General features: G+C 58.2%; 28 protein-coding genes and 1 pseudogene. 16 read left to right on the forward strand and 13 right to left on the reverse strand.

The features are described from left to right. Nucleotides 1-172: 172 nt before the first annotated feature. Both BLU01_RS28465 and BLU01_RS24710 read right to left on the reverse strand, forming a co-directional pair. A pseudogene (locus BLU01_RS28465) lies at nt 173-478 on the reverse strand (PAS domain-containing protein); the annotation flags it as partial. Nucleotides 479-902: 424 nt separating this feature from the next. Beyond that, complete coding sequence (locus BLU01_RS24710; protein ID WP_092280398.1) at nt 903-1184, reverse strand: hypothetical protein; 282 nt, start codon at nt 1182-1184, stop codon at nt 903-905. A gap of 200 nt (nt 1185-1384) precedes the next feature. Here BLU01_RS24710 and BLU01_RS24715 point away from each other — a divergent pair, with 200 nt between their 5' ends. From BLU01_RS24715 to BLU01_RS24725, 3 genes are all read left to right on the forward strand, one after another. Next, nucleotides 1385-2875: a catalase gene (locus tag BLU01_RS24715; protein ID WP_092280400.1), complete on the forward strand. Its 1491-nt coding sequence runs from the start codon at nt 1385-1387 to the stop codon at nt 2873-2875. A gap of 57 nt (nt 2876-2932) precedes the next feature. Next, a complete protein-coding gene (locus tag BLU01_RS24720; RefSeq protein WP_092280402.1) occupies nt 2933-3496 on the forward strand; it encodes a cysteine hydrolase family protein in 564 nt (187 codons plus the stop codon). Between the two features lie 134 nt (nt 3497-3630). Then, complete coding sequence (locus tag BLU01_RS24725; RefSeq protein WP_092280404.1) at nt 3631-4581, forward strand: AraC family transcriptional regulator; 951 nt, start codon at nt 3631-3633, stop codon at nt 4579-4581. 18 nt (nt 4582-4599) lie between these two features. Here the strand turns inward: BLU01_RS24725 and BLU01_RS24730 are convergent, their stop codons facing one another. Further along, on the reverse strand, nt 4600-4998 hold the full coding sequence (locus tag BLU01_RS24730; protein WP_092280406.1) for a helix-turn-helix transcriptional regulator: 399 nt from the start codon (nt 4996-4998) through the stop codon (nt 4600-4602). Nucleotides 4999-5212: 214 nt separating this feature from the next. On the opposite strand from BLU01_RS24730, the gene BLU01_RS24735 reads away from it, so the two are divergent. The 3 genes from BLU01_RS24735 to BLU01_RS24745 all read left to right on the forward strand — a co-directional run bounded on the left by BLU01_RS24735 (nt 5213) and on the right by BLU01_RS24745 (nt 8462). Continuing rightward, on the forward strand, nt 5213-6037 hold the full coding sequence (locus BLU01_RS24735; RefSeq protein WP_092280408.1) for an alpha/beta fold hydrolase: 825 nt from the start codon (nt 5213-5215) through the stop codon (nt 6035-6037). 237 nt (nt 6038-6274) lie between these two features. Then, nucleotides 6275-7405 carry an alkene reductase gene (locus tag BLU01_RS24740; RefSeq protein WP_092280410.1) on the forward strand — a complete coding sequence of 377 codons (1131 nt, stop codon included), beginning with the start codon at nt 6275-6277 and terminating at the stop codon, nt 7403-7405. A 97-nt stretch (nt 7406-7502) separates the two neighbouring features. Further along, nucleotides 7503-8462 carry a LysR family transcriptional regulator gene (locus tag BLU01_RS24745; RefSeq protein WP_092280412.1) on the forward strand — a complete coding sequence of 320 codons (960 nt, stop codon included), beginning with the start codon at nt 7503-7505 and terminating at the stop codon, nt 8460-8462. A gap of 39 nt (nt 8463-8501) precedes the next feature. On the opposite strand, the gene tspO is transcribed toward BLU01_RS24745, so the two are convergent. The 4 genes from tspO to BLU01_RS24765 all read right to left on the reverse strand — a co-directional run bounded on the left by tspO (nt 8502) and on the right by BLU01_RS24765 (nt 10845). Beyond that, nucleotides 8502-8942, reverse strand: coding sequence for a tryptophan-rich sensory protein TspO (tspO, locus tag BLU01_RS24750; RefSeq protein WP_092280414.1), 441 nt, complete (start codon nt 8940-8942; stop codon nt 8502-8504). Between the two features lie 198 nt (nt 8943-9140). Next, nucleotides 9141-9614, reverse strand: coding sequence for a DUF2059 domain-containing protein (locus BLU01_RS24755; RefSeq protein ID WP_092280416.1), 474 nt, complete (start codon nt 9612-9614; stop codon nt 9141-9143). Between the two features lie 37 nt (nt 9615-9651). Further along, a complete protein-coding gene (locus BLU01_RS24760; RefSeq protein ID WP_092280418.1) occupies nt 9652-9870 on the reverse strand; it encodes a hypothetical protein in 219 nt (72 codons plus the stop codon). Between the two features lie 84 nt (nt 9871-9954). Then, a complete protein-coding gene (locus BLU01_RS24765; RefSeq protein WP_092280420.1) occupies nt 9955-10845 on the reverse strand; it encodes a bestrophin family protein in 891 nt (296 codons plus the stop codon). A gap of 509 nt (nt 10846-11354) precedes the next feature. On the opposite strand from BLU01_RS24765, the gene BLU01_RS24770 reads away from it, so the two are divergent. Continuing rightward, nucleotides 11355-11723, forward strand: coding sequence for a DUF6124 family protein (locus tag BLU01_RS24770; RefSeq protein WP_092280422.1), 369 nt, complete (start codon nt 11355-11357; stop codon nt 11721-11723). Nucleotides 11724-11794: 71 nt separating this feature from the next. Continuing rightward, nucleotides 11795-12346, forward strand: a complete 552-nt coding sequence (locus tag BLU01_RS24775) for a hypothetical protein (protein ID WP_092280424.1) — start codon at nt 11795-11797, stop codon at nt 12344-12346. Here BLU01_RS24775 and BLU01_RS24780 read toward each other — a convergent pair. Further along, a protein-coding gene (locus BLU01_RS24780; RefSeq protein WP_092271200.1) for an IS3 family transposase occupies nt 12343-13493 on the reverse strand; the annotation gives its coding sequence in 2 pieces (ribosomal slippage) (nt 12343-13259 and nt 13259-13493; 1152 coding nt in all). The two genes, BLU01_RS24775 and BLU01_RS24780, sit on opposite strands and share 4 nt — an antisense overlap. Nucleotides 13494-13541: 48 nt before the next feature. After that, nucleotides 13542-14027, reverse strand: a complete 486-nt coding sequence (locus tag BLU01_RS24785; RefSeq protein WP_092280426.1) for an AraC family transcriptional regulator ligand-binding domain-containing protein — start codon at nt 14025-14027, stop codon at nt 13542-13544. Nucleotides 14028-14181: 154 nt separating this feature from the next. Between BLU01_RS24785 and BLU01_RS24790 the strand changes: the two genes are divergently transcribed. Next, nucleotides 14182-14859, forward strand: a complete 678-nt coding sequence (locus BLU01_RS24790) for a glutathione S-transferase family protein (RefSeq protein WP_197675571.1) — start codon at nt 14182-14184, stop codon at nt 14857-14859. Nucleotides 14860-14932: 73 nt separating this feature from the next. Here BLU01_RS24790 and BLU01_RS24795 read toward each other — a convergent pair whose 3' ends face one another. Both BLU01_RS24795 and BLU01_RS24800 read right to left on the reverse strand, forming a co-directional pair. After that, nucleotides 14933-15400 carry an NUDIX hydrolase gene (locus BLU01_RS24795; RefSeq protein ID WP_092280430.1) on the reverse strand — a complete coding sequence of 156 codons (468 nt, stop codon included), beginning with the start codon at nt 15398-15400 and terminating at the stop codon, nt 14933-14935. Between the two features lie 116 nt (nt 15401-15516). Beyond that, a complete protein-coding gene (locus BLU01_RS24800; protein ID WP_092280432.1) occupies nt 15517-16413 on the reverse strand; it encodes a LysR family transcriptional regulator in 897 nt (298 codons plus the stop codon). A 151-nt stretch (nt 16414-16564) separates the two neighbouring features. Between BLU01_RS24800 and BLU01_RS24805 the strand changes: the two genes are divergently transcribed. The 4 genes from BLU01_RS24805 (at nt 16565) to BLU01_RS24820 (ending at nt 19053) form a co-directional block, all read left to right on the forward strand. Beyond that, on the forward strand, nt 16565-17218 hold the full coding sequence (locus BLU01_RS24805) for a hydrolase (protein ID WP_092280434.1): 654 nt from the start codon (nt 16565-16567) through the stop codon (nt 17216-17218). Between the two features lie 159 nt (nt 17219-17377). Further along, complete coding sequence (locus BLU01_RS24810) at nt 17378-17680, forward strand: ArsR/SmtB family transcription factor (RefSeq protein WP_092281738.1); 303 nt, start codon at nt 17378-17380, stop codon at nt 17678-17680. A 62-nt stretch (nt 17681-17742) separates the two neighbouring features. Beyond that, nucleotides 17743-18717, forward strand: coding sequence for a zinc-dependent alcohol dehydrogenase family protein (locus tag BLU01_RS24815; RefSeq protein ID WP_092280436.1), 975 nt, complete (start codon nt 17743-17745; stop codon nt 18715-18717). 42 nt (nt 18718-18759) lie between these two features. After that, nucleotides 18760-19053: an antibiotic biosynthesis monooxygenase family protein gene (locus BLU01_RS24820; protein WP_092280438.1), complete on the forward strand. Its 294-nt coding sequence runs from the start codon at nt 18760-18762 to the stop codon at nt 19051-19053. A gap of 167 nt (nt 19054-19220) precedes the next feature. On the opposite strand, the gene BLU01_RS24825 is transcribed toward BLU01_RS24820, so the two are convergent. Next, on the reverse strand, nt 19221-21080 hold the full coding sequence (locus BLU01_RS24825) for an ABC transporter ATP-binding protein (protein ID WP_092280440.1): 1860 nt from the start codon (nt 21078-21080) through the stop codon (nt 19221-19223). 144 nt (nt 21081-21224) lie between these two features. Here BLU01_RS24825 and BLU01_RS24830 point away from each other — a divergent pair, with 144 nt between their 5' ends. The 3 genes from BLU01_RS24830 to BLU01_RS24840 all read left to right on the forward strand — a co-directional run bounded on the left by BLU01_RS24830 (nt 21225) and on the right by BLU01_RS24840 (nt 22822). Continuing rightward, complete coding sequence (locus tag BLU01_RS24830) at nt 21225-21767, forward strand: ATP-binding protein (protein ID WP_092280442.1); 543 nt, start codon at nt 21225-21227, stop codon at nt 21765-21767. 78 nt (nt 21768-21845) lie between these two features. Continuing rightward, nucleotides 21846-22286 carry a GNAT family N-acetyltransferase gene (locus BLU01_RS24835; protein WP_092280444.1) on the forward strand — a complete coding sequence of 147 codons (441 nt, stop codon included), beginning with the start codon at nt 21846-21848 and terminating at the stop codon, nt 22284-22286. Nucleotides 22287-22453: 167 nt separating this feature from the next. Further along, complete coding sequence (locus BLU01_RS24840; protein ID WP_092280446.1) at nt 22454-22822, forward strand: hypothetical protein; 369 nt, start codon at nt 22454-22456, stop codon at nt 22820-22822. Nucleotides 22823-22909: 87 nt separating this feature from the next. On the opposite strand, the gene BLU01_RS24845 is transcribed toward BLU01_RS24840, so the two are convergent. Then, nucleotides 22910-23797, reverse strand: coding sequence for an NAD(P)/FAD-dependent oxidoreductase (locus BLU01_RS24845; protein ID WP_092280448.1), 888 nt, complete (start codon nt 23795-23797; stop codon nt 22910-22912). Nucleotides 23798-23854: the final 57 nt, after the last annotated feature.

Genomic DNA, 23854 nt, shown 5'->3' on the forward strand with positions numbered 1-23854 from the left:
CGGGTTGCCATTTATCGCTGCCAGGGACCGCAGATTTGCCCAGGCTCAGGCGTTTATACAGCGCTTCGGCGCGACGGATTTGCTCGGCGGTCGGTTTGACCCGCACCGACTCGTAGCCGACCACTTGGCTGCCCTCAAAAACCGGCGTGACGTAAGCGTTGACCCAATAATGATCGCCGGTTTTCGAACGGTTCTTGACGATGCCCATCCACGGTTTGCCCAGCTTCAGCGCGGCCCACATATGGGCGAACACGGCCGAGGGCACATCCGGGTGGCGGACGATATTTTGCGGCGCGCCGATCAGGTCAACTTTGTCGAAACCGCTGATGTCGACAAACGCGTCGTTGCAGTACGTGATAACGCCTCGTGCATCCGTGGTCGAGATGAGTTTTTGTTGAGGTCCGAGGCTGACCTCGCGCTGCGTGACGGGTTGATTGTTTCTCATCTGTATTGCTCCTATGCCCTGAGGTAGAGACATCGGCCGCAATGCTGGAAAGGTGAGCGGTTAGCGCTGAATGGGCAGGTATTGCGTCGGGAAACTTTCGCGCAGGACATGCTTGCCCCAAATCGCTATGGGTAGCAGGTGCAGGACTCAGACGCCGTCGTCGAACTTTTTGCAGATCCCATCCAACTCATCCCACGGATCACACCGCTCCTGCGCGCGCCCGCAGCCGGGGGAATGGGCGAACGCGGCGGGGCGCTCGACTTCGGGTTGCCGGGCGTGGCAGGTCCGGCACCAGACGACCCCGTTGGCTATTCGCCAGCGTGAATTCCAGTCCATCAAGTCCTCACTCGCCGTCATCACACACCTTCCTCAACCTGAATCTATATAGGGTTGATTGGCAGGCTCGGGTGAGGTTCCAGTTTTTTGCGGCGCCGCGCTCAAACTCAGCGCTTTTCGGCTAGTTTTTGCATTTGGCCAGCACCACTTGGCAAGTCTTCGGCGTACCACCGGAGCGGCTGGCGTAGCGGTAACAGTTGTCCAGGGACTTTTTACGCGCTATGTGCAAACTGTCGCCCCAGGCCAAGCCTCCTTCGCCGGCCGTCGGGACGGCTTTGGCATAACAGCTCGAACCTTGGGTCGAGCCCGCTTTGCTCGAACATCCCGCCGTCAGCGCCAGGCTGATGACGATCAGGCAGGGCAGGCGCCAGGACGAGCACTGCCGCGCAGTTTTTCCAATCATCTCGTTCCCCAAAATGTGTGAGGCCGTGTGGCTGGTCTATTCAGATTAGCCGTTATTGCGCCCGAGCTTACGCACGAGACTGCGCCGATCAACCCCGCGCGCGATGCCCGACTATTTGCCGTTTTTACGTAGTCCAGCGCTGGGCATTCTCGGATCATGCGTTCGCTTGAACTGAGTCCTTTCCGTGAGAGGTCGCCCACATGAACGATAAAAACCTCACCCACGCCACCGGCGCCCCGGTGATCGACAACCTTAACAGCCAGACCGCCGGGCCGCGCGGGCCGGCGTTGTTGCAAGACATCTGGCTGCTGGAAAAACTCGCCCATTTCGACCGCGAGGTGATCCCCGAACGGCGCATGCACGCCAAGGGCGCCGGCGCCTACGGGACCTTCACCGTGATCGCCGACATCAGCCGTTTCAGCAAGGCCAGCCTGTTTGCGGAAATCGGCAAGCAGACCCCGGCGTTCGTGCGTTTTTCCACGGTGGCCGGCGAACGCGGGGCTGCCGACGCCGAGCGCGATATTCGCGGTTTTGCGGTCAAGCTCTACACCGATCAAGGCAACTGGGACATCGTCGGCAACAACACGCCAGTGTTCTTCTTTCGCGATCCGCTGCGTTTTCCCGACCTCAACCATGTGGTCAAACGCGATCCGCGCACCGGCCTGCGTTCGCCAACCAATAACTGGGACCTCTGGACGCTGCTGCCCGAGGCGCTGCATCAGGTCACGATCATCATGAGCGATCGCGGCATCCCCAGCAGCTACCGGCACATGCACGGCTTTGGCAGCCATACGTTCAGCCTGATCAATGCGCAAAACCAGCGCGTGTGGACCAAATTTCACTTCGTTTGCCAGCAAACAATTGCCAACCTCAGCGACGGCGAAGCGGCGCAAGTGGTCGGCGCCGATCGCGAAAGTCATCTGCGCGACTTGTACGAAAGCATCGAAAGCGGTGACTTCCCGCGCTGGAAATTGTGCATTCAGACCATGACCGAAGAGCAGGCGCGCACGCATCGGCACAACCCGTTCGACCTGACCAAAGTCTGGCCGCACGGCGAATACCCGCTGCAAGAGGTCGGCATTCTTGAACTCAATCGCAACCCCGAGAACCATTTTGCCGAGGTCGAACAGGCCGCGTTTTCCCCGGCGAATATCGTCCCCGGCGTAAGTTTTTCGCCAGACAAAATGCTCCAGGCGCGGCTGTTTTCCTATGGCGATGCGCAACGTTATCGCCTCGGGGTCAACTTCAATCACATCCCGGTCAACGCGCCGCGCTGCCCGCTCCACAGCTACCACCGCGACGGCGCTATGCGCACCGATGGCAACCTCGGCTCGACCCTGTCGTATTACCCCAACAGCTTCGGCGAATGGCAGGATCACCGGCAGCTGCACGAACCGACCTTGCCGCTCGACGGCGATGCCGGGCACTGGGACCAGAGCCTCGTCGAAGACCATTACGAGCAACCCGGCAAGCTGTTTCGCCTGATGACCTCGCTGCAACAACAATTGCTGTTCGACAACACGGCGCGGGCCATGGGCGATGCGCCGCAGATGATCAAACAGCGACACATCGACAACTGTGCCAAAGCCGATCCGGCGTACGGCGCCGGCGTGGCCAAAGCCTTGAACCTGAGCCCGAGCACGGTCGAACCCGAAGCCGAGACCGAGACCGACTTGCGCAGCGTTCTTTGAATTCACCTGGCTCTCGTTAACCCGTCAACCCGTCAATCCGTTACGTGGAGAACACTCATGAGCAGCAGCGATTCCAACAAAAAAGCATTGGTGGTCGTCGATATCCAGAACGACTATTTCCCCGGCGGCCGCTGGGCGCTTTCGCAGGTCGAGGAGGCCGCCGCACAAGCCGCGCGGGTCATCGAGCGGTTTCGTGAGCGCGGTGATCTGGTGGTGCATATCCGCCATGAATTCAAGGACGCCAACGCGCCGTTCTTCCGCCCCGGCAGCGAAGGCGCACAGATCCACCAAAGTGCGAAAAACCGTCAGGACGAGCCAGTGGTGCTCAAGCATTACATCAACTCGTTCCGCGAAACCGAGCTCAAGGACATCCTCGATCAGCACGGCATCAACGAAGTGGTGGTGGTCGGCAACATGAGCCACATGTGCGTCGACGGCATGACCCGCGCGGCGGTGGATTTCGGCTACACCACCACCGTGCTGCACGATGCCTGCGCCACGCTGGACATGGAGTTCAACGGGGTCAAGGTGCCCGCCGCGCAGGTGCACGCGGCGTTCATGGCGGCACTCGCATTCGGCTACGCGCCGGTCATTTCCACCAGCGAATACCTCAACCGTTGATCCATTGAAAACGGCGGGCGGATGGGCGGCATGGGCCGTCGCTTGGCCTGCCGTTTTCGTCGTCTATGCTGATGACCTGGACCGAACTGGCATGGAGGCTGCCGTCTACTGTCCGGGATCATTGAGGTGCGTCGATGGTGCAGTTGATCTGCTCGGAATTCGATGAGTTCGAAGAGGCTTTATACGGCGTGCAGGGTCGTTATGTGCTGCGCACGCGGCAGCAGCGCGATTGGCAACTGAACGTCGTCGACCTCAATGGCGTGGCGCTGATGAGCGGCCGCGAGGGCGCGGGCACGGTCTACACCGGGATCGGCCTGCCAGGTTACTTCAATATTTTCGTGCCGCTGACCGCGCACGAATCGACCGTGGTCGACGGCCATGCCTTCAACCACCGGCGGGTCGGCTGGATGGTGCCGAACGCGATGTTCCACATCAACGCGAAGAGCCCGGCGAGTTGGCTGACGGTGGCGATGTCCTGCGAATTGGTGTTGCGCTGGGCGGCGATCCGCGAGGATGAATTCGACTTTTCGCTGCTGCATCGCAACCTGGTGAGCAATGCCCAGCGCCACCTCGGCCCATTGTTATGGCTGGCGCGGCGGCTGTTTCACATCGACGCCCACGCACCGCAAGCGCTGCACACCGACGCGGCGGAGCAAGCCGCGCGCACCGAGGTGATGGGCGTGGTGTTTCGCCTGTTGCTGCCGGTCGATCCGGTGCACGCGGCGCCGCGCCACAACCGCGACCACAAAGACATCCTGCGCCGCGCGCTGGAACTGCTCGACACCCTGGACATCCAGTCGGTGTACACCGAAGACATTTGCCAGGCGACCTGCGCGTCAGAGCGCACGGTGCGCAACGTTTTCAACGAATACCTCGGCATGAGCCCGCATCGCTATTTGATGATCCGCCGCTTGCACGCGATCCGCGCAGCCATCCGCCACGCCGGGCCGGAGGACACCATCACGCACATTTGCGCACGCTTCGGCGTGTGGGATTTCGGTCGGTTCGCCAGCCTCTATCGACAGTATTTCGGCACGCTGCCGGCGCAATCGCTGAAAGCCGCCAAGGCCTTGAGCCACTTATAGCCAGTATCACGGCCAGCTTCACAGCAAGGTCCGCAACAGGGTTTTGCTCGGATATTCACCGAACAATTGATGGTAATCGGCGGCCATCCGCCCGCTGTCGGAGAAGCCAAAGCGCAGGGCGATCTGGCTGACCGTTTGCGTAGTCGGATTGGCGATCGACAACGCCGCACGCACCAGGTGCAAACGACGAACATGCAGATAACGATTAGGCCCGACGCCGAACACTTCCTTGAAAATCGAACGCAAGGTGCGTTCGCTGACCCCGGCCTGGCGGCACAGGTCGGACAAGCGAATCGGTTGCTCGTCGGCGCCTTGCAGCAGCGCCACCACCCTGGCGATGCTGGCCTGACGCTTGGCCTGCTGCCAGTTGATGCGAGGGCTGGTTGCGGTCGCAAGTGCAGGGTCCGGTGTGTTCATGTCGGCGCGTTATCTGCCTTGATTGACTTGCTCAAGCGTGGCGCCGAGCGCGAAACGGCACTACGTAAAACAGGCAAATTTGCAGCGGTTGTTGTCGGCGCAACGTGCCGATTTTACGTAGTGAGCCGCCGCTGTATCTCACCATGCTGTGGCAGTTAATTGCCCGGCACCACGCCATGAACATCCGCCAAAACTCCCAGGGAGTGCAAAAACCATGAGCACCTTCACCACCCAAGACAACGTGGAAATCTATTACAAGGATTGGGGCAGCGGCCCGGTCGTGGTGTTCAGCCACGGTTGGCCGTTGAACGCCGACAGTTGGGAAGCGCAGATGTATCACTTGGCCGCCAACGGCTTTCGCTGCATTGCTCATGATCGGCGCGGGCATGGCCGCTCCAGTCAGCCGTGGGACGGCAATGACATGGACCATTACGCCGACGACCTCGCGCAGTTGCTCGACCACCTCGACGTCACCGACGTGACGCTGTTCGGTTTCTCCACGGGCGGCGGCGAAGTGGCGCGTTACATTGGCCGTCACGGCACCGCGCGGGTGAAGAGGGCCGGGCTGATTTCGGCGGTGCCGCCGCTGATGGTCAAGACCGACGCCAACCCCGGTGGTCTGCCGGTGTCGGTGTTCGACGGCATTCGCCAAGGCCTGCTGGCCGACCGCTCGCAGCTGTTTATCGACATCCCGAGCGGGCCGTTCTTCGGTTACAACCGGCCCGATGCCAAGCCGTCGCAAGGCGTGATCAATGCCTGGTGGCTGCAAGGCATGCTCGGTGGCCACAAAAACACCCACGACAGCATTAAAGCGTTTTCCGAAACCGACTTCACCGAGGACCTGAAGAAGTTCGACGTGCCGACCTTGATCATCCACGGTGACGACGACCAGATTGTGCCGATCGAGGCGGCGGGGCGGGCCTCGGCAAAATTGATCAAGGACAGCCAACTGATCGTCTACGAAGGCGCGCCGCACGGCATCACCGACACGCACAAGGAACGGCTGAGCGCAGACCTTTTGGCGTTCGTGCAGTCCTGAAAATAAAGCTCGATTGGTATCAAACGAAGCCGCTTACCCAGCGGCTTCGTTGTTGTCAGCATTGCTGTCGGCGTTGCTGAAAAAGCAATAGTCATTTGCGATTCAGGCGGATTGTGGCTCTGCGTGCCTCCAGTTAGCATCGACGCAACTTCAACATTCAGCACTTCCCAGGTGAGTTCGAGGCGGCGTAGTCGGCCTTGCTCACAGCTTTCAATCCCCTTATTCGCAGGTACTCAAATGTCGAAACTCTTCGAAGACTTCCGCATGGGCGACATCACGCTGAACAACCGCGTGGTCATGGCGCCGCTCACCCGATCCCGTGCCCCGAACGACGTCGCTGACGAGCGCATTGCGCTGTATTACGCGCAACGCGCTACTGCCGGTTTGATCGTCAGCGAAGGCACGCCGATCTCCCGCGAGGGCCAGGGTTACCTGTTCAACCCGGGCATCTTCAGCGCCGAGCAAATCGCCGGATGGCGCCTGACCACCGACTCGGTGCACGCCATCGGCGGCAAGATGTTCGCGCAACTCTGGCACGTCGGTCGCGTCTCGCATTCGTCGATTCAGGAAGGTGGAAAACTGCCCGTGAGCGCGTCCAGCAAACGTCCGGTGGGTGCGACGGCGTTCGGTTATGACGCCGATGGCCAACCCGCACTGGTGGAACCGCCGGCGCCGCGTCAGCTGAACACTGAAGAGGTTTCGCGCATCGTCGGTGAGTTCGCCCAAGCGGCGGAAAATGCGATTGAAGCCGGTTTTGACGGCGTGGAAATCCACGGCGCCAACGGTTATCTGCACGAGCAGTTTCTCAATCCGCTGGTCAATGACCGCACCGACCAATACTCCGCTGCTGAGTTGGACAACCGTCTGCGCTTCACCCTGGAAGTGATCGACGCCGTGGTCGCCCGAATCGGCGCCGGGCGCGTCGGCATTCGCGTTTCTCCTTACGGGCAACTCTTCGACATGCCGTGGTACCCACAAATCGACGAAACCTACACCGCGCTGGCTGCCGAAATTGGCGCGCGCAAACTGGCTTACGTGCATGTGATGGACCAATCCGGGTTCCCGGCGCCGGGCACCGAAGATACCGGCGGCGGCCCAAAGGATGCGTTTATGAATCTGCTGGCGGCGATGAAATCCAGGCTGGCGCAAACTGCCTTGATCCTCGCGGGCGGCATGACCCGCGCTCGCGCAGAAGATTTGATCAATGACGGCATGATCGACCTTGCCGCGTTCGGTACGCCGTTCATCAGCAACCCGGACCTGGTCGCACGCCTGAAAAACAACTGGCCGCTGACCGAAGCGCAACGCGCAACCTTTTACGGTGGTGGCGCCGAGGGCTACATCGACTACGCGCCGCATCAGGGCTAAGCGCCGGATCTTTGCTGGCCTGAGGTATCGACAGCCGTTACATTTGTAACGGCTGTTTTGCTGTGTCCGCCGAAAAACTTCCTGATGAGAGTTGCCCATGCACCTGAAAGCGCACCGCTACTTTGCAATGGTTGCCGTGACCGGCAGCTTCACTGCGACGGCGCGGCATTTCCAGGTGCCGGCCTCATCGGTGTCGCGTTTTATCGCCGCGCTCGAACGCGAGGTCGGCCAGCAACTGCTGTATCGCAACACGCGCGCGGTGAAACTCACCGACGCCGGCGAGCGCTATTACCTGCAAATCCGCGACGTGCTGGAATTGCTCGACGCCGCCGACGAAGAAATCATGGGCAAGGGCGCCGAAGCAGGTGGCCTGGTGCGGATCAACGCGCCGGTAGCGTTTGGCAGTTTGCACATCGTCAAACTGCTTAATGGCCTCTACGACAAATACCCGAAATTGACCGTGGAACTGACGGTCACGGATGCCTATATTGACCCGATTCAGGAGGGCGCCGACCTCATTTTTCGCGTCGGTCATCTGCAGGATTCCGGTTTGATCGGCCGCAAGATCTGCGATCAGCAATACGTGCTGTGCGCCAGCGCCGACTACCTGAAAAAACACGGCAAACCGAGCTCGCCGCAAGACCTGAAAAACCACGCCTGCCTGGTCTACAAAGGCACGGGCGGCGCCCAGCGCTGGTTTTTCCGCACGCCCGGCGACGGCCAATCTGGCGGTGAGCATGTCGAAATCATCGATGTGCACGGCCCGCTGCGCAGCAACAACGCGCAGGTGCTGGTGGAAGCGGCGCTGGCAGGGCGGGGAATTGTGTTTTTCCCGTCGTGGTTGTTCAGCCGCGAAAGCTTCGTCAATCAACAGCTGATTCGGCTGTTGCCGCAGTGGCAAGGCTCGGTGGAGCAGTCGCCGAGCCAGATACACTTGCTCTCGCCGGAGAATCGCCTGCGTTCTCAGAAGGTGCGGGTGGTGTGGGATTACTTCCTGCAGGCGATTGGCACGCCGCCGTATTGGGATGATTTGGGTGATGGCACCCAGACTCGCTGAGAACGGCTTGCGGCGTTCCGAGGAACGCCGCAATTCACCTCAGCGGTTGTTGCGCAAAATCGAAAAGTTCAACGCCGCCGCGACGCAGAGCCACGCCAGATACGGCAATAGAATCAGCCCGGTGATGACATCCAGGCGCATCGCCAATACCACCATCGCCGCGACCACCAGCCACAGCAACGAAATGATCACCATGCCGGCGAAAATCCGGTGCGCGCCGAAAAATACCGGCGTCCACAAGGTGTTCAGCGCAATTTGCGCGGCCCACAACGCCAACACCACTTGGCTGCCCGGTATCAGGCTCAAGCGATATCCTGCCCAGGAAATCAGCAGATAAATCGTCGTCCACGCCACGGGAAACAACCAATTGGGCGGGGTGAAACGCGGTTTGATCAGCGCTTGGTACCACGGGCCGGGTTTGAACATGATGCCGGTGCTCGCCGCGGCACCGCAGGCTAGAAGAAAAACAAAAAAAGTCATCGTCTGTCCTTGGCTGAAGTCAGCTATCTGGGATTGAGAAGCCACGTCGGCCGTCTCAGGGTTGGAGGCCCAGCGCTGCAAAAAGGTCAGGAGATGCTGCAAGATTTTTTGCTTATGGTTGCGGTCATCGAAAAGGGGACAGATTTACTTATCGCTCCTCTCAGGGGCTGAAAAATAGATCCGTCCCTTTTCAGGGGCTTAACCCTTCTGTTCGTCCTTCAAATCATCCAAGTCGTCGATGATTGCTTCATCACTGTCCGCCATCGCTTCTTGCATGTCTTTGGCGATAGTTGTTTGCACTTTCATGATTTTCTCGGCGAGTGCGCGACCTTCTTTTGAACCGACAATCATCGCCATTGCCTGCTCGGGATGTTGATTGGCGCGGATCATCAGATCAAGTTCGTCGTTGTCGAAGTGATCGGCGTACACATCGACCATGTCGCTTTTCAGTTGGTCCGGATCAATGTTATCGCGCACTACGTTGCGCACTTGTTCGCGCTCCAGCATGGGATAGCGGGAAGCGTAAGCCGCTGATGCGATATCAACGATAGTGCCGTATTGCTTGGTCAGGCCGCTGACTTCGATCAACTCTTCAGCCTTGTCCTTACTGCCGCCACAACCTGCCAATGCCGCTGCCAACAACACAGCCAGCGTTACCTTTTTCATGCTCATGAGCATTTGTCCTTGATGATTTTGGGAGGTGCAGCGTTTAGCGGCGATTCAAATGAATCGCGCCGATGACCACAACGATGATGATGCCGCCGATAAATGCGCCGAATGCGGGGAACATTGCGGCCGGCCAAATCAAGCCTCGGCCCAGGTTGTAGGCGAAGCTGGCGTGGGAATAGATTGTGAACATCCACGAGTAAAGTGCGTAAATCAGGCCGATCACGAAGTAGCCGGAAATCAGCGTTCCTTTGAGGGTCATGGTTCTTCCTTGTGACGCTGTAGTTTGATCCCCCGGCAAAATACTATTTGTGTGATGTCATTTCAATATCGCTGTCGCTGGCATTTAACCAATCCGGTCATTGCCCAGAGAATCACGCTGCATCGATTGCAGGTTTTTCTCGATGGTTTCGCAGATCGCTTCCATTTGGATTTGATGTTCGCTGGAGCGAAACGGGCTTTGCAGGTCGGTGCCGATGCGTTCGATAGCCAACAGCATAAAACCGACCACGGTTGAGGCCAGCGGGGTAAACCAACCCAGCGACTCGACGAGGCCAACCGGCACGATCAGGCAGAACAGCGAAATAAACAGCCGTGGAAAGTAAACATAAGGGTAGGGCAGAGGCGTATTGGCGATCCGCTCCATGCCGCCCTGGCTGTTGGACAGTTCGACCAGCGTCGATTCCAGCCGCGTGAGGCGAATGCTGTCGAGCCGCCCGGCCTTGTATTCCAGGGCCAGCAGGGCGGCCGAGCCATTGAGCACGTCGTTGGCGAAGTTGTTGGTGGTGGCGCTGCGGGCGAACTCTTCGGCCGGGATAAATGCGCGAACCTCGTCCGGGCAGGGCTCGCCCTTCAGGTGCGCGGCCAGGCAGTTCACGTAGGCGACGTGGCGACGCACCAGCGTCGACTTCATCGGGTTGATTTCGCCGTCGGTGTCGTCGAGCAATGTCAGCACTTGGCGGGTAAAACTGCGTGAATTGTTGACCATCGAGCCCCACAGCGTCCGCGCTTCCCACCAGCGGTTGTAGGCGCTGCTGTTGCGAAAACTGATCAGCACGATCAGCGCCGAACCCAGCAAAGTCAGGGGCATCAGCGGCAGGTTGATCTTGGTGTTGAGGAACAACATGTAGTCCATGGTGACCGCGATGTCCCACAGCAGCAGCCAGAACAAGGCCCAGCCGACATAACCCATGGTTTTGATCATCAAGCGGTATTTTTCAACGATGGCAGCTTTCAAACAGGAACCTCGCGGCGAGCGGTAAACATCAAGACCCTTGCTCGGACGCGGTTTGGTGGCGAAAGGTTCGCGATTGACTGTAATCAGAGGTGTCGGTCGTCAGGTTTTTCGGCGTCTGCAACGGGCCTGATGGCTGTTTGCTGGCTTCTAAACATGTTTAGTGGGATCTGTTTAGCGACACCCGTTGTAACGTCCTGAAGACTACAAAACCTTGTGCCTTTGCCTACGGTTAAGACAGAATCCGCCGGCTTGTGCGCCTTGCTCTTGAGCCCTATTGTTTGCCTGCCACTGCTCATCAGTGGTCGGGTTTAGTAGCTCGAGAGTTTTAGTGAGGTGCATCAACTCTGTTCATTCAGGTATTTCGGTATCTGTATTTGATGGCAGTTGTGCGCAGGGCACCTTCGGGTGCGCCGGTTTTTGCTAAACCTCCCGGTCTACTAACCTGCGTACAGCTGCCACCCTTCTTTTAGTAGGGAATGGTTGCGGCCCTTCAATGAGGTATAGCAACTATGTTCAAAGTAACGCCGAATCCCCCGAATACCGGTCCAGTACCTTACGACGCCACTTTCGATCTCGATCCGCAAAAGATGAAAGTCGCAGCAGACCGCGCGCTCGAGTATTACCTCAATCCCGGGGCGACGAAAACGCAGATAGCGCCGCGCAAACCCAGCAACATTTTTGCCATCGACGCAGACGCCGACGACGAGACCTTACTTGTTGATGCGTGTGATGCGTTGGCCTCCGCCAGCATCATCGTCAACGACATGGTTGGCTTGACGGACAACCCGCGACGGCAAACGCTGCTGGTGCTGCAACGGGTAATTACGATGGGCGAGTTAGCGGTCAATCGGTTGCTGGATAACCACAAGCCTGGATAATTCAGGCCGGTGAGGGGGCTTGCTCCCTCACTACAGAATTGACGGATCAAGAAACGAAAAGGGATTTGCTGATGACACTCAAGGGCTTGTATCAATCAGTTCTGCGTAAGTTCTATTCCATTGCGGGTTCTTTGCGGTCGCGCAAGACACCAAAGTTCGAGGAGTTTGACGTGCAGTCCGCCATTCATGCGGTGTGTTCCGCAGACGATGTGTCGGACGCTTTTGAAATCTTCAAAGAAAACCTCGAGATTCTGCGTGATTGGCGGATTTTGTATGCCTGCACCGATGACAGAGGCTCCTTTAAAATCGGCCGGCGCAGTTTCGGCGCGAACGGAATTGTCTCGACCGCCATGCGCGGGCGTTCGCTGATAGTGCTGGATAAAGAGTTTGCAACGTCGACCGCGCCAATCAGCTACCCGATAGGTTATGGCGTGTACGCAGATTCCAACGTAGCGACCTTCATCATGAAAGCGTCCTACGGCGTCTCCAAATCGAAGGACTTGCCTGCATTCATTTCCGGTATTCGAGAAGTGTTAACTCTGCAGGATCTTAAAACGCTCAATCCGTTTTATTACTTGTGGGAATGCCAAAGAAGTTGGGATGAATCGCCCCGGGTTTTCTAGACACTCTCCAGGCTCGCTGCGTAACGCTTTTCAAACTCTACCGGTGACAGCTGATTGTTGAAACTGTGGCGTCGTTTTGGGTTGTAAAACATCTCGATGTAATCGAACACATCATCCCGAGCATCCTGGCGTGTAGTGTAGATTTTACGCTTGATCCGTTCCCGCTTTAGCAGCTGGAAAAAGCTCTCCGCCACAGCGTTGTCGTGGCAGTTACCTCGACGACTCATGCTGGCCACCAGGTTGTTAGCTTTCAAGAAGCTTCGCCAGTCTGAGCTGCTGTACTGACTGCCTTGATCTGAGTGGATCATCACCTCTTGCTTCGGCTTACGTCTCCAAACCGCCATCAGCAGTGCATCAATGGCTACGTCGCTGGTCATCTGCGACTTCATTGACCAACCAATGATCTGGCGTGAAAACAGATCGAGCACCACGGCCAAATACAGCCAGCCTTCATATGTTCGGATGTAGGTAATGTCTGTGACCCAGACTTTGTTGGGTTCTCTGACATCGAATTGGCGCTTCAGTAAGTTCGGTGAGGCAACGGCTGGTTTACCGCCATATTTTCCCGGCCTCCGTCGATACCCAGTCTGAGAACGTAAACCCTCAAGGCGCATCAACCTAGCCACCCGGTGACGGCCACAGCTCTCACCAACCTCTCGCAGGTCATCATGGATCTTGCGATAGCCATAAACGCCACCGCTTTCCAGCCAGGAGTGTTTGATCAATCCAAGCAGTCGCTGATCGTCCTTGGCTCGCGCAGATTTTGGTTCTGATAGCCACGCGTAGTAGCCGCTGGGATGAACCTTGAGCGTCAGGCAAAGCCGTCGAATCGCGTAATGACCCGATTGCTGCTTAATAAAGGCGTACTTCAGCCGCACTCCTTGGCAAAGTACGCGGCGGCCTTTTTTAAGATGTCTCGCTCCTCCGTCACCCGTTTCAGCTCGGCACGTAGACGACGAACCTCAGCGCTTTGATCATCCTCCTCAACGCGCTGTTCTTGGGGCTTGGTGTAGCGCTTAACCCAGGCATAGAGGCTGTGCACGGACACACCCAATCGTGCAGCCACCTCCGAGACAGGAAGCTGCTTTTCGGTCACTTGCTTGACCGCCTGGATTTTGAATTCTTCGGGATATCGCTGGTTGCTCATGGCACCTCCTAATGGGCCTCATTTTAAGGCTTGGAGGTGTCTACGAAACTAGGGGCGATTCATACCGGTGCCTCGTCGACCGAGCTCCAGTACCAAGGCAAAACAAGCCTCCACTGAAAGATAGGGAGCCGGGGCCGTGCCAGAAGGCCACTGAATCGAGAATGAAACGGTGTCTTGGCGCTCGTCGATGCAAAGTTTGTCGGGACTGCACAGGCGCTGCAAGCGCGATAACCGCGCCAGTCCGTCACGAAAATCAGCCGCATACAACGCAGCGACAAACGCCATTTTGTGTTTCGCACTGGGTGTGTCGCGAACCATTTTTATCGCGAATGCAGGGTCTGCAGAAAGCGCCTCAATGGCATCCCAGACGGCAAACAACTGATGCGTGCTGACAAAGGATTCGTTCAGGTGAAGGCCATGGGGCAGTTGAGCGTGCTGCTCAATCAACCAGGGATCCAGTCCCAGCTGCTCTATAGATTCCCAGAACACCCTGGGCAATTTACACCGCTCGGCGCTGGTGTGAAGGTACGGCATTTCTGAGCTCCGAACCGCAGGAGAGCGGCAATGCAGAGTGCAACGCGCCGCTAATGGCGCGTTCGGCAAGTATTCTGGCGGATTTTGCCCACGGGCTGACACAACTTCGCTCTTACCATTGTCGTCAACAAACCGAGCCAAAAAGGACCTCACGATGACAATGACGTTCTATACCAACCCCAATTCTCGCGGACGCATGGTGCGCTGGATGCTCGAAGAAATCGGCTGCGCGTATGAGACGGTGGTAATGGATTACCAGCCGACCAGTCAGGCTGACCGTTGGGGTGGTGCTGCGCTGGCAGTGCCAATGGTGGCCGACGCTGATGACCTGCGCGTCAGTTTTTTTCGCGACGTCAACCCAATCGGAAAGATCCCGGCGCTGGTGCATAACGGGCAAACCATAACAGAAACCGCCGCCATCTGTGCGTACCTGGCTGACGCATTCCCCGAAGCCGGGCTGGCTCCAGTGGCGGCGGAGCGGGCCGCCTATTACCGTTGGATGTTTTTCGCTGCGGGGCCTCTGGAGCAGGCTGTCACTAACCACCGCGCCGGTTTCAACCCAGAGCCGGATCAGGAGTTCTTCTTTGGCTACGGCAGCTATGAGCGCACCGTCGATCAACTGGAACGCGCGGTGTTAGCGCAGCCGTTTATTGCTGGTGAACGCTTCACCGCTGCAGACGTTTATGTGGGTTCCCACATTGGCTGGGGGCTAGGCTTAGGCACCTTGCCGCACAGAGCCGCGTTTCTCGCTTACGCCAAGAAGTTAACGAGCCGCGACGCCTATAAACGTGCGGTGGCGAAGGATGAAGCGTTGCTGGGTGCGACTGTCTGATACGCAAAAAAGGGGACAGATTTATTTTTAAGCAAATAAATCTGTCCCCTCTTTTGAAAAGCGTCTGAGAACCTCAAGTCGGACCTTCGGCGGACGTATCGCTACTTTGATCATGAGCCAGTACAAAACCTCGCGCAGTCAGCCTGGCAGCTAGAAATCTTAATGCTCGACGGAAGACCGGATGACAGTCGTCATACGGCAAATTATCGAGCGGAGCCCAAAAAAAGTTGAAGGTGTGGCCATGGTCGTCGAGCGTGAGATGAGCCCATTGCTCCGGCAAGGACGCATGCGTAAAACACAGCTGGAATGACCATATCTGGTCGAGATGCCCGGCGTCCCAGCAGCCCAGATCGCTGACAACCGAGGCAGCTGCAATGCCCGATTCTTCGCTTAATTCGCGCAGGGCAGTTTCAGCCGGAGTTTCGCCTTTCTCGATTGTCCCTTTGACCAGTTGTACGCCCGCTACTGGATGGCGGAACAGGAGGATACGTGCACCAGGAATGCTCGAGAGGATGACGGGGCAAGCCTTGTTCGGTGACATGCGATTTCCTTATCGACAACGAAGCACACAGCTTACGACCTTATCCTCTGCGTGAGTGGCCAGATATTCTGATGTCCGCGATAGGCCGAAACCACTCACTCAAACACCTCCCCCCATCAAACAGCAACATCTCCGGCAAAATACGGAGATTTCCCGAAATACTCGATCAACAATTCCGCAAACACCCGGATCTTCTGCGCCGGATGCTGGCCTGCCGGGCGGACTAAATAGGCACCTGCTGGCGGTGGTGGATAACGCGTCATGATCGGCACCAGTGCGCCGGATTCCACGCTGTCATACGTGAGGCAATCGGGCAGATAAGCGACCCCGAGTCCTGCGACGGCGGCGGCGACTAGCGCGATGCCGTTGTCAGCCTTGAAGCGTCCTTGCGGGCGAATGGTGACGACCTTGTCGCCATCCATGAATTGCCAGGCTTCGGTGCTCTGCATCAGGGCTTGATGGGCGATCAGTTCCTCCGGTTTCTCGGGTGAACCATGAGCCTTGATATAGCCCGGACTCGCGACGAGCTTGCCGTTGATTGGGCCGATGCGTCTTGCGATCAGGTTGGAGTCCTGCAGGTAGCCGACGCGGATCGCGCAGTCGTAACCTTCGGCGATGAGGTCAACGAAGCGGTCGCTGTAGCAGGTCTGGATCTGAAGTTGCGGGTGCCGCACGGCCATTTCCGCCAGTACGGGGGCGAAGTGAGTCGGGCCAAAAGAAAGCGGCGCGGCCACTCGTAAACGACCTTGCAGCGCGCCGGCGGGCAGGATCGCTTCCCTGGCTGCTTCCATTTCTGAGCAGACCCTCGCGGCATAGTCGCGAAAGGTCGCGCCCTCCTCAGTCAGCGCCGCGCCGCGAGTCGAGCGTGTCAGCAACTGCACGCCAAGCTGCGCTTCCAGCCGCGCCAGCCTGCGACTGACGATTGACTTGGACACGCCCAGCCGGACTGCGGCAGGTGAAACGCCCCCGGCGTCAGCAACCTCTACGAATGTCTGAAGCTCTTCGATATCCAAACGGGCGTTCCTCATTTCGCGACACAGCCAAACACCTGGCAACACTACCGGATTAAGCAGGGGAACAGCAGAGTGTCGTTCGAAGGCAACGTCGCCGCTGGCGTCTGCCGCTCATTACCAATCCGATTCATAACGACAACAGGATGCACTAATGACTTTTCGTAACGGCCTTACCTCGCTTCTTCGTCCTGAAGATTCGGTGCTCGTTCTGATCGACCACCAGCCTTTCCAGCTCACTAACCTGAACAGCCATGAGCCGCAAATGGTGGTCAACAATGCGACGGCGTTGGCGAAGGCTGCCAAGGCGTTCAACGTGCCGACCATTTTGACCAGCGTGATAGCCGAGCGCGGCGGTTTCATCTTTCCGCAAATCCTCGATGTTTTTCCCGGCCAAGAGGTGATTGATCGGACGCTGATCAATACCTGGGAAGACCCGAAAGTTGTGGACGCGGTGAAAGCGACGGGCCGCAAGCAACTGGTTATTGCGGGACTGTGGACCGAAGTCTGCGTCGCCATGCCGGTGATCCAGGCACTCGGCGAAGGCTGGGATGTAACGGTGATCACTGACGCGTCCGGCGCGGTTTCGGTCGAGGCCCATCAAGTGGCGATCCAGCGCATGATTGCGGCGGGCGCGAACATGATGACTTGGCTCGCTCTTGCCGCAGAGTGGCAGCGTGACTGGGCTCGGGAGGAAACGGCCGGTACGCTGACCGATGTGCTGCTGCAGCATGCTGCCGGTAGCGGTATTGCGTACTTGTGGGAGCAGCAGTTGCTCAACGCGCCAGTGCCGACCAGCGCCGGGTGATCTGAGTTGGGGATGAAGAGTCGGTTGGTTGCTCGCCAAATGCCTCGCGAGTCTTCATCTCCTTTCGCTGAAACTGGACAAGTGCTTGGCCGGAAACCGTCCGTCGTGGAGGAAAAATTGGGTATTGATATATCGATAAATCTCGATATCATCCGGCCCATGGACTTACTCGAAATATTCAAAGCACTCTCAAATCCGGTACGCCTTCAAATCTTGAAAGGCTTGAAGGACCCCTTGAACAATTTCCCTGCGCAGGATGAGGGTGACGTTTTCATGGTGGGTGTCTGCGTCAGCAGTATCCAGGAGGGTGTCGGGCTGTCGCAGTCAACGGTGTCGGGTTATCTCGCAACCCTGCAACGAGTGGGCCTGGTCGAAGTCAGGCGCATCGGTCAATGGACGTACTACAAACGCAATGAAGCAACCATCAGTGCCCTTGCCGAGTTGATCGGGAAAGATCTGTAATTTTTTACCGCACCATATCGAGATATCTCGATATTCCTTTTTATCGATACGAGGATTTCAAAATGAAAGCGATGCTACTCAAATCATTTGGCGGCCCGGAATCGTTCGAGCTCTGCGACGTGCCCAAGCCAGTGCCGGGTGTGGGACAGGTCTTGGTGCGGGTACACGCAACCTCCATCAACCCTTTGGATTTTCAGGTTCGGCGCGGCGATTACGCTGACCTGGTGCCACTGCCGGCGATCACCGGACATGACGTATCAGGCGTTGTCGAAGAAGTCGGGCCGGGGGTGACGGGCTTCGCTCCGGGCGACGAAGTCTGGTACACCCCGCAAATATTCGACGGCCCAGGCAGTTATGCCGAGTACCACGTTGCGGCCGAAAGCATCATCGGCCACAAACCGCCATCGCTGAGCCATCTTGAGGCTGCCAGTCTGACTTTGGTAGGCGGCACTGTTTGGGAAGCACTGACCGTGCGAGCGGCGCTCAGGGTAGGGGAGAGCATTCTGATCCACGGCGGCGCGGGAGGCGTGGGTCATGTCGCGATCCAAGTCGCAAAAGCCATTGGCGCGCGGGTCTTTACCACCGTGCGCGAAGCGAATTTCGAGTTCGCCCGCAGCATGGGTGCCGATGTGCTCATCGACTACAAACAGGAAGATTACGTCGACGCCATCCTGCGCGAAACCGGCGGCCGAGGCGTGGATGTGGTGTTCGACACCATCGGCGGCGACACCTTGTCGCGCAGCCCGGATGCGCTGGCTCAACTGGGCCGCGTGGTCTCGATTGTCGACATCGCGCAGCCGCAAAACCTCGTTCAGGCCTGGGGCAAGAACGCCAGTTATCACTTCGTCTTCACCCGACAAAACCGCGGCAAGCTTGATGAGCTGAGCACGTTGGTCGCTCGCGGTCAGTTGCGGCCACACGTTGGCGCGGTCTATTCGCTGGCCGATATCGGCCTGGCCCATGCTCGGCTGGAAAGTCCCGACAACGGCCTGCAAGGCAAAATCGCGATTGCAGTCGAGCCATCGCTCATTTCGTAAGTGCGGAATGTCAGCCGTCTAAGTCGTATCAGAGGAAACGCCATGATTTATGAAATTGCTCTGCTTCCCGTGCACAAAGAGCGCATTGAACAATTCAAAAGTGCCTTCGCCGAGGTCGCGCCGTTGCTCACCCGCGCGAAGGGTTACGGCGGCCATTTGCTCGCGCAAGGAATCGAAACCCCCGAGCATTTCAACCTGATAGTGCGCTGGGCTTCACTTGAAGATCACTCGCCGGGCTTCGAGGCGAGTGAAGACCATCAGATGTTCATGCTGGGCCTGGAGGATTATTTTTCTGAAGAACCGAAGGTCCACCATATCGAAGGAGCAGTTTTTTAACTCGATCGATGCTCATCGCCGTGCAGCGATAAATTGTCAGATAGGCCCGTGAATACTTCACGCTCAGCCGTTGCAGCAAATGGCCTACCTGACATCTGGAGCTGCCAGCGGTCAACGAACAGCTGGAGCGCGGCGGGCATCGCTCGCCGCACTCCGCACTCCACCGTTCACACCTGATCCAACGCCTCAACCACACCTTTGTCCTCGCCCAAAAAACCACCGCTCTGATGCTGCCAAAGCCGCGCGTAAACGCCATTCTTCGCCAGCAATTCGCTGTGCGTTCCCTGCTCGATAATGCGCCCGTCATCCATCACGATGAGCCGGTCCATGGCGGCAATCGTCGACAGTCGATGGGCGATGGCGATTACGGTTTTGCCTTGCATCATCTCATCGAGGCTTTCCTGGATCGCAACTTCGACCTCCGAGTCCAGCGCGCTGGTGGCTTCGTCGAGCAGCAGGATCGGGGCGTTTTTTAGCATGACCCGGGCGATTGCCACGCGTTGGCGTTGGCCGCCCGACAACTTGATGCCGCGCTCACCGACCAAGGTGTCATAGCCGCTATGCCCCTGGCGGTCGCTGAGTTGGCTGATGAACTCGTCGGCCTGCGCATTGGCGGCGGCGCTGCGGATTTGTTCATCCGTCGCGTCGGGTCGGCCGTAGGCAATGTTGTCGCGGATCGAACGGTGCAGCAGGGACGTATCCTGCGTGACCATGCCGATCGAGGCGCGCAGGCTGTCTTGCGTCACTTTCGCGATGTTTTGGCCGTCGATGCAAATCTCGCCGCTGTCGACGTCGTAGAAACGCAGCAGCAGGTTGATCAGCGTGGATTTACCGGCGCCTGAACGCCCGACCAGGCCGATTCTTTCGCCCGGGCGGATGTTCAGGTTGAGGCCGCTGAGCACTTGGCGCTCGCCGTTGTAGTTGAAGCTGACATTGTTGAAAGTCACCGCGCCGCCGGTGGTCTGCAGCGCGCCCGCATCCGGCGCGTCCTGCACTTTGGTGCCGAGGGTCAGCGTCGCCATGCCATCCTGGGCGGTGCCGATGCTTTCGAACAGCGACGTCATTTGCCACATGATCCAGTTCGACATGCCGTTGATCCGCAACGCCATCGCCGTGATCGCCGCCACGGCACCCGCGCCGACCGCGCCGGCATGCCACAGCCACAACGCATAGCCGCCCGCCGACATGATCAACGCCACTACCAGTGCCTGATTGACGATCTCGAACTGGCTCACCAGGCGCATCTGGCGGAAACCGGTTTGCTTGAAATCCTCCATCGCCGCACGCGCGAAATGCGCTTCGCGATTGGAGTGGGAAAACAGTTTCACCGTGGTGATGTTGGTGTACGCGTCCGAAATTCGCCCGGTCATCATCGACCGTGCGTTGGCCTGCTCCTGGCCGACTTTGCCCAGACGCGGCACGAAATACCACATGGCCAAGCCGAACAACACGAACCAGGCCATGAAGGGCAGGATCAGCTTCAGCGCGAAGCCGCCGGCCAGCGCGATGATCGCGATGAAATACACGCCGATCCCTGGCAGGATTTCGATCATTGTGAACAGCACGTCGCGCACCGCCAGCGCAGTCTGCATGACCTTGGTGGTGACGCGGCCGGAGAACTCATCGGAAAAAAACGAGAGGCTTTGTCGCAGCATCAGCCGGTGGAAATCCCAGCGCAGCCGCAACGGCAAGTTGATCGCCAATACTTGGTGCTGGACCATCGTGCGCAACGCCACCAGCCCGACGCTGGTCACCATGACAATGCCCATGCCCCACAACACGCGACTTTCCTGCGCCGCCGCTTCACCGCCGGCCTGCCAGGTCGAGAGCAGGTCGACGATCTGTCCCAGAAACGAAAACAGCCACGCTTCGTAAATCGACACACCGGCACTCAACAGCGCCAGCGCCAGGATGTAACCGCGAGCGCCGCGCGTGCAGGCCCATAGAAACCGGGCCAGGCCGGCGGGCGGCGGTGGCACTTCGTCAGGTGGGAAGGGGTCGAGTCTTCGTTCAAATACACGAAGCATGCTGGTCTCCAAAACGATCAAGTTGCGGGGATTCTGCCACTGATCGGTTGCTTTGAGGGTTTTGCGAAGTTTGAGTGCGGCACTGAGGCGAGGTATGCGATATCTTGCCGACGTCAAAATCGGCTCATATTCATGGAGGAAAAAATGCGGATGTACATCACAGGTGCCTCGTGTGCGGGCGTCACCACGCTGGGGCAAAACCTCGCAACGCTGCTCGGTGTACGGCATGTCGATGTCGATGATTTTTACTGGATGCCGACCAATCCTCCTTTCACCACCAAACGACCTGCCGAAGAGCGCGTGTCGTTGATCCAGCAAAAATTCGCTGACGAAGATTGGGTGCTGAGTGGCTCATGTATGGGCTGGGGAGAAACGCTGATTGCTCCTGCCGATCTGATTGTGTTTGTCGTGACGCCGACGCCGATTCGCCTTGAACGCCTGGCCGCACGGGAAACGCGGCGCTTCGGCAATCGGATAGCCCCGGGCGGAGACATGCACGAGATACATGTGGCTTTTCGCGAGTGGGCTTCGCAGTACGACGATCCCAATTTTTCAGGACGCAATCGAGCTTGGCACGAGGCTTGGTTATCCCGGCAAAAGGCGCCGGTGTTGCGTGTTGATGGGGTGGAGAGTGCTGAGACGATGGTTGCGGGTGTTGTTGATGTGTTGTCGCGGGTATCGCAATAGGCCGAAACCGGCATGACTGAAGTTCGCGTCGATACATTCTTTCTGCCAACTGGGTTCTTTTCATTTCACGGATGATCAATGCGACAGATTCAGATTCAACAGATCCTGCATCTTCCGGTGCAAATCGCCGCGCTGGAGAGAGAAGCGGTCGCCGAAGGTTTCCGCTTCCTCACTCGCTTGATTGAGGAATGGCATAGCGGAATTAACCGCTTCGATGCGCCGGGTGAGTGCCTGATGGCAGCCTATCAGAGCGATAACCTGATAGGGATTGGTGGCATTACCGTTGACCCCTATGCGCCAACTGAGACCGGCAGGTTGCGCAGGTTGTATGTCGCCGCTTCAGCACGCAGACAGCACGTTGGACAATTGCTGGTAGCCACGCTAGTCGAGCGCGCTAGTCAGCAATTTAATGTGCTACGCCTATCAACCGATACCCCGGAGGGCGACGCATTTTATCTGCGTTGCGGATTTCAACGGTCGAATGAGGACCGTGCTACTCACGTCATGCATCTTCGATGATTCATACAGCGCTGCCACGGCATATCGCTGCTTGGAGAAGGAAGAAGTCGCCCAATTTTTCAGTCATTAATCGAATCAATAACAACCATTAACTCAATGAAGTTCTCATATCAGCAGCGCGGCGTAAGATCGGCTCCATTCCAAACCACTCCACGGAGCACACGATAATGAAACGCCAAACCATCCTCGGCATCGCTTTTTCGATCTTCGCACTGAATGCTTTCGCAGCGACTCCTGCCCAACCTGTGGTCGCTGAAGGCGGCTCGGATCGTCTGATGCAGAACCGCGTCGCCGAAGGTGGCGCTGATCGCCTGCTGGAAAAACGCGCAGTTGCGGATAATTCGGATCGTCTGTTCAGCGACGCGGTCGCCGCTGCTACGCAAACCGATCCACTGTTCAGCGACGCGGTTGCCGCCGCTACGCAAACCGACCCGCTGTTCAGCGATGCCGTCGCAGCGGATGGTTCGGATCGTCTGAAAGGCAATCTGGTTGCCGAAGGTGGCGCAGAACGTCTGCTCGAACGCCGTGCAGTCTGAATGCATGGTTCCAGCGTAAGACTCGATGAAAAGCCCGGCCTCATCAGCCGGGCTTTTTTGCTGTTCGGGTGAATGAACGTCGCGGGTTCAGCGAAACATCAGCGATTGATGCGCCGCGCCGCCGGTACGTGCGCCGTCACCCACCGCAATAGCGACATTGCCCGCACCTATCGCCGCATCTCCGCAGGCAAACACGCCGGTTACGCTGGTTTCGCGCATCGCATCGACCTTGATGAAATCTCCCGTCGGCCCGACCTCAAATGCGCACCCCAATTGCGCCGCCAACGGGCTGCTCATGCGCGTCCGAGGCTGGGTAAACAGTCCTGCGAATTTCAGCACACGACCGCTGGCGAGAGTCACCTCGGCGTGTTCGCCGCCGATCGACAATACGGGTTCGGTCACTAGCGTCACGCCACGCTTGGCCAGCGCTGCCAACTGCTCGGCATCCGGTTCGAACACTTCGTTGAGCAACAGTGTGGTTGGGCCCCAGTCCGGCAACATCAGCGCGTGATGGATCGCCATTGGCGACGCCGCCAACACGCCAATCTGCCCGCCGTCCAATTCATAGCCGTGGCAATACGGGCAATGAAACACACGCCGCCCCCAGCGCTCCGCCAGCCCGGGAATGTCCGGCAGTTCATCGACCACGCCCGTGGCGAGAATCAAGCGCCGCGCCGCGAATTGTTCGCCGTTTGCGACGGTGATCACGTATCCATCATCGCCGCGCGTTGCCTCAACGGCGGGCTGCGAAAGCCACTCCACGGTTGGATACGCCAGCAATTGCGCACGAGCTTCGTCGGCTATTGCCCCAGGGTCGCGGCCATCCTGGCCAAGAAATCCGTGGGAGCTGTTGGCGAAGCGGTTGCGGCGTTGTCCAGCATCGATGATCAACACCTTTCGCCGCGCTCGGGCCAATTGCAAACCTGCGGAAATGCCGGAATAGCTGCCGCCAACGATGATCACGTCATAAGTCATGAATCAGTCTCCGTCGATCTTCGACCTGCTCGAAGAAATCTAGACACAACGTAAGTT

It is taken from the genome of Pseudomonas prosekii (genome assembly GCF_900105155.1).
Lineage (GTDB): Bacteria > Pseudomonadota > Gammaproteobacteria > Pseudomonadales > Pseudomonadaceae > Aquipseudomonas > Aquipseudomonas prosekii.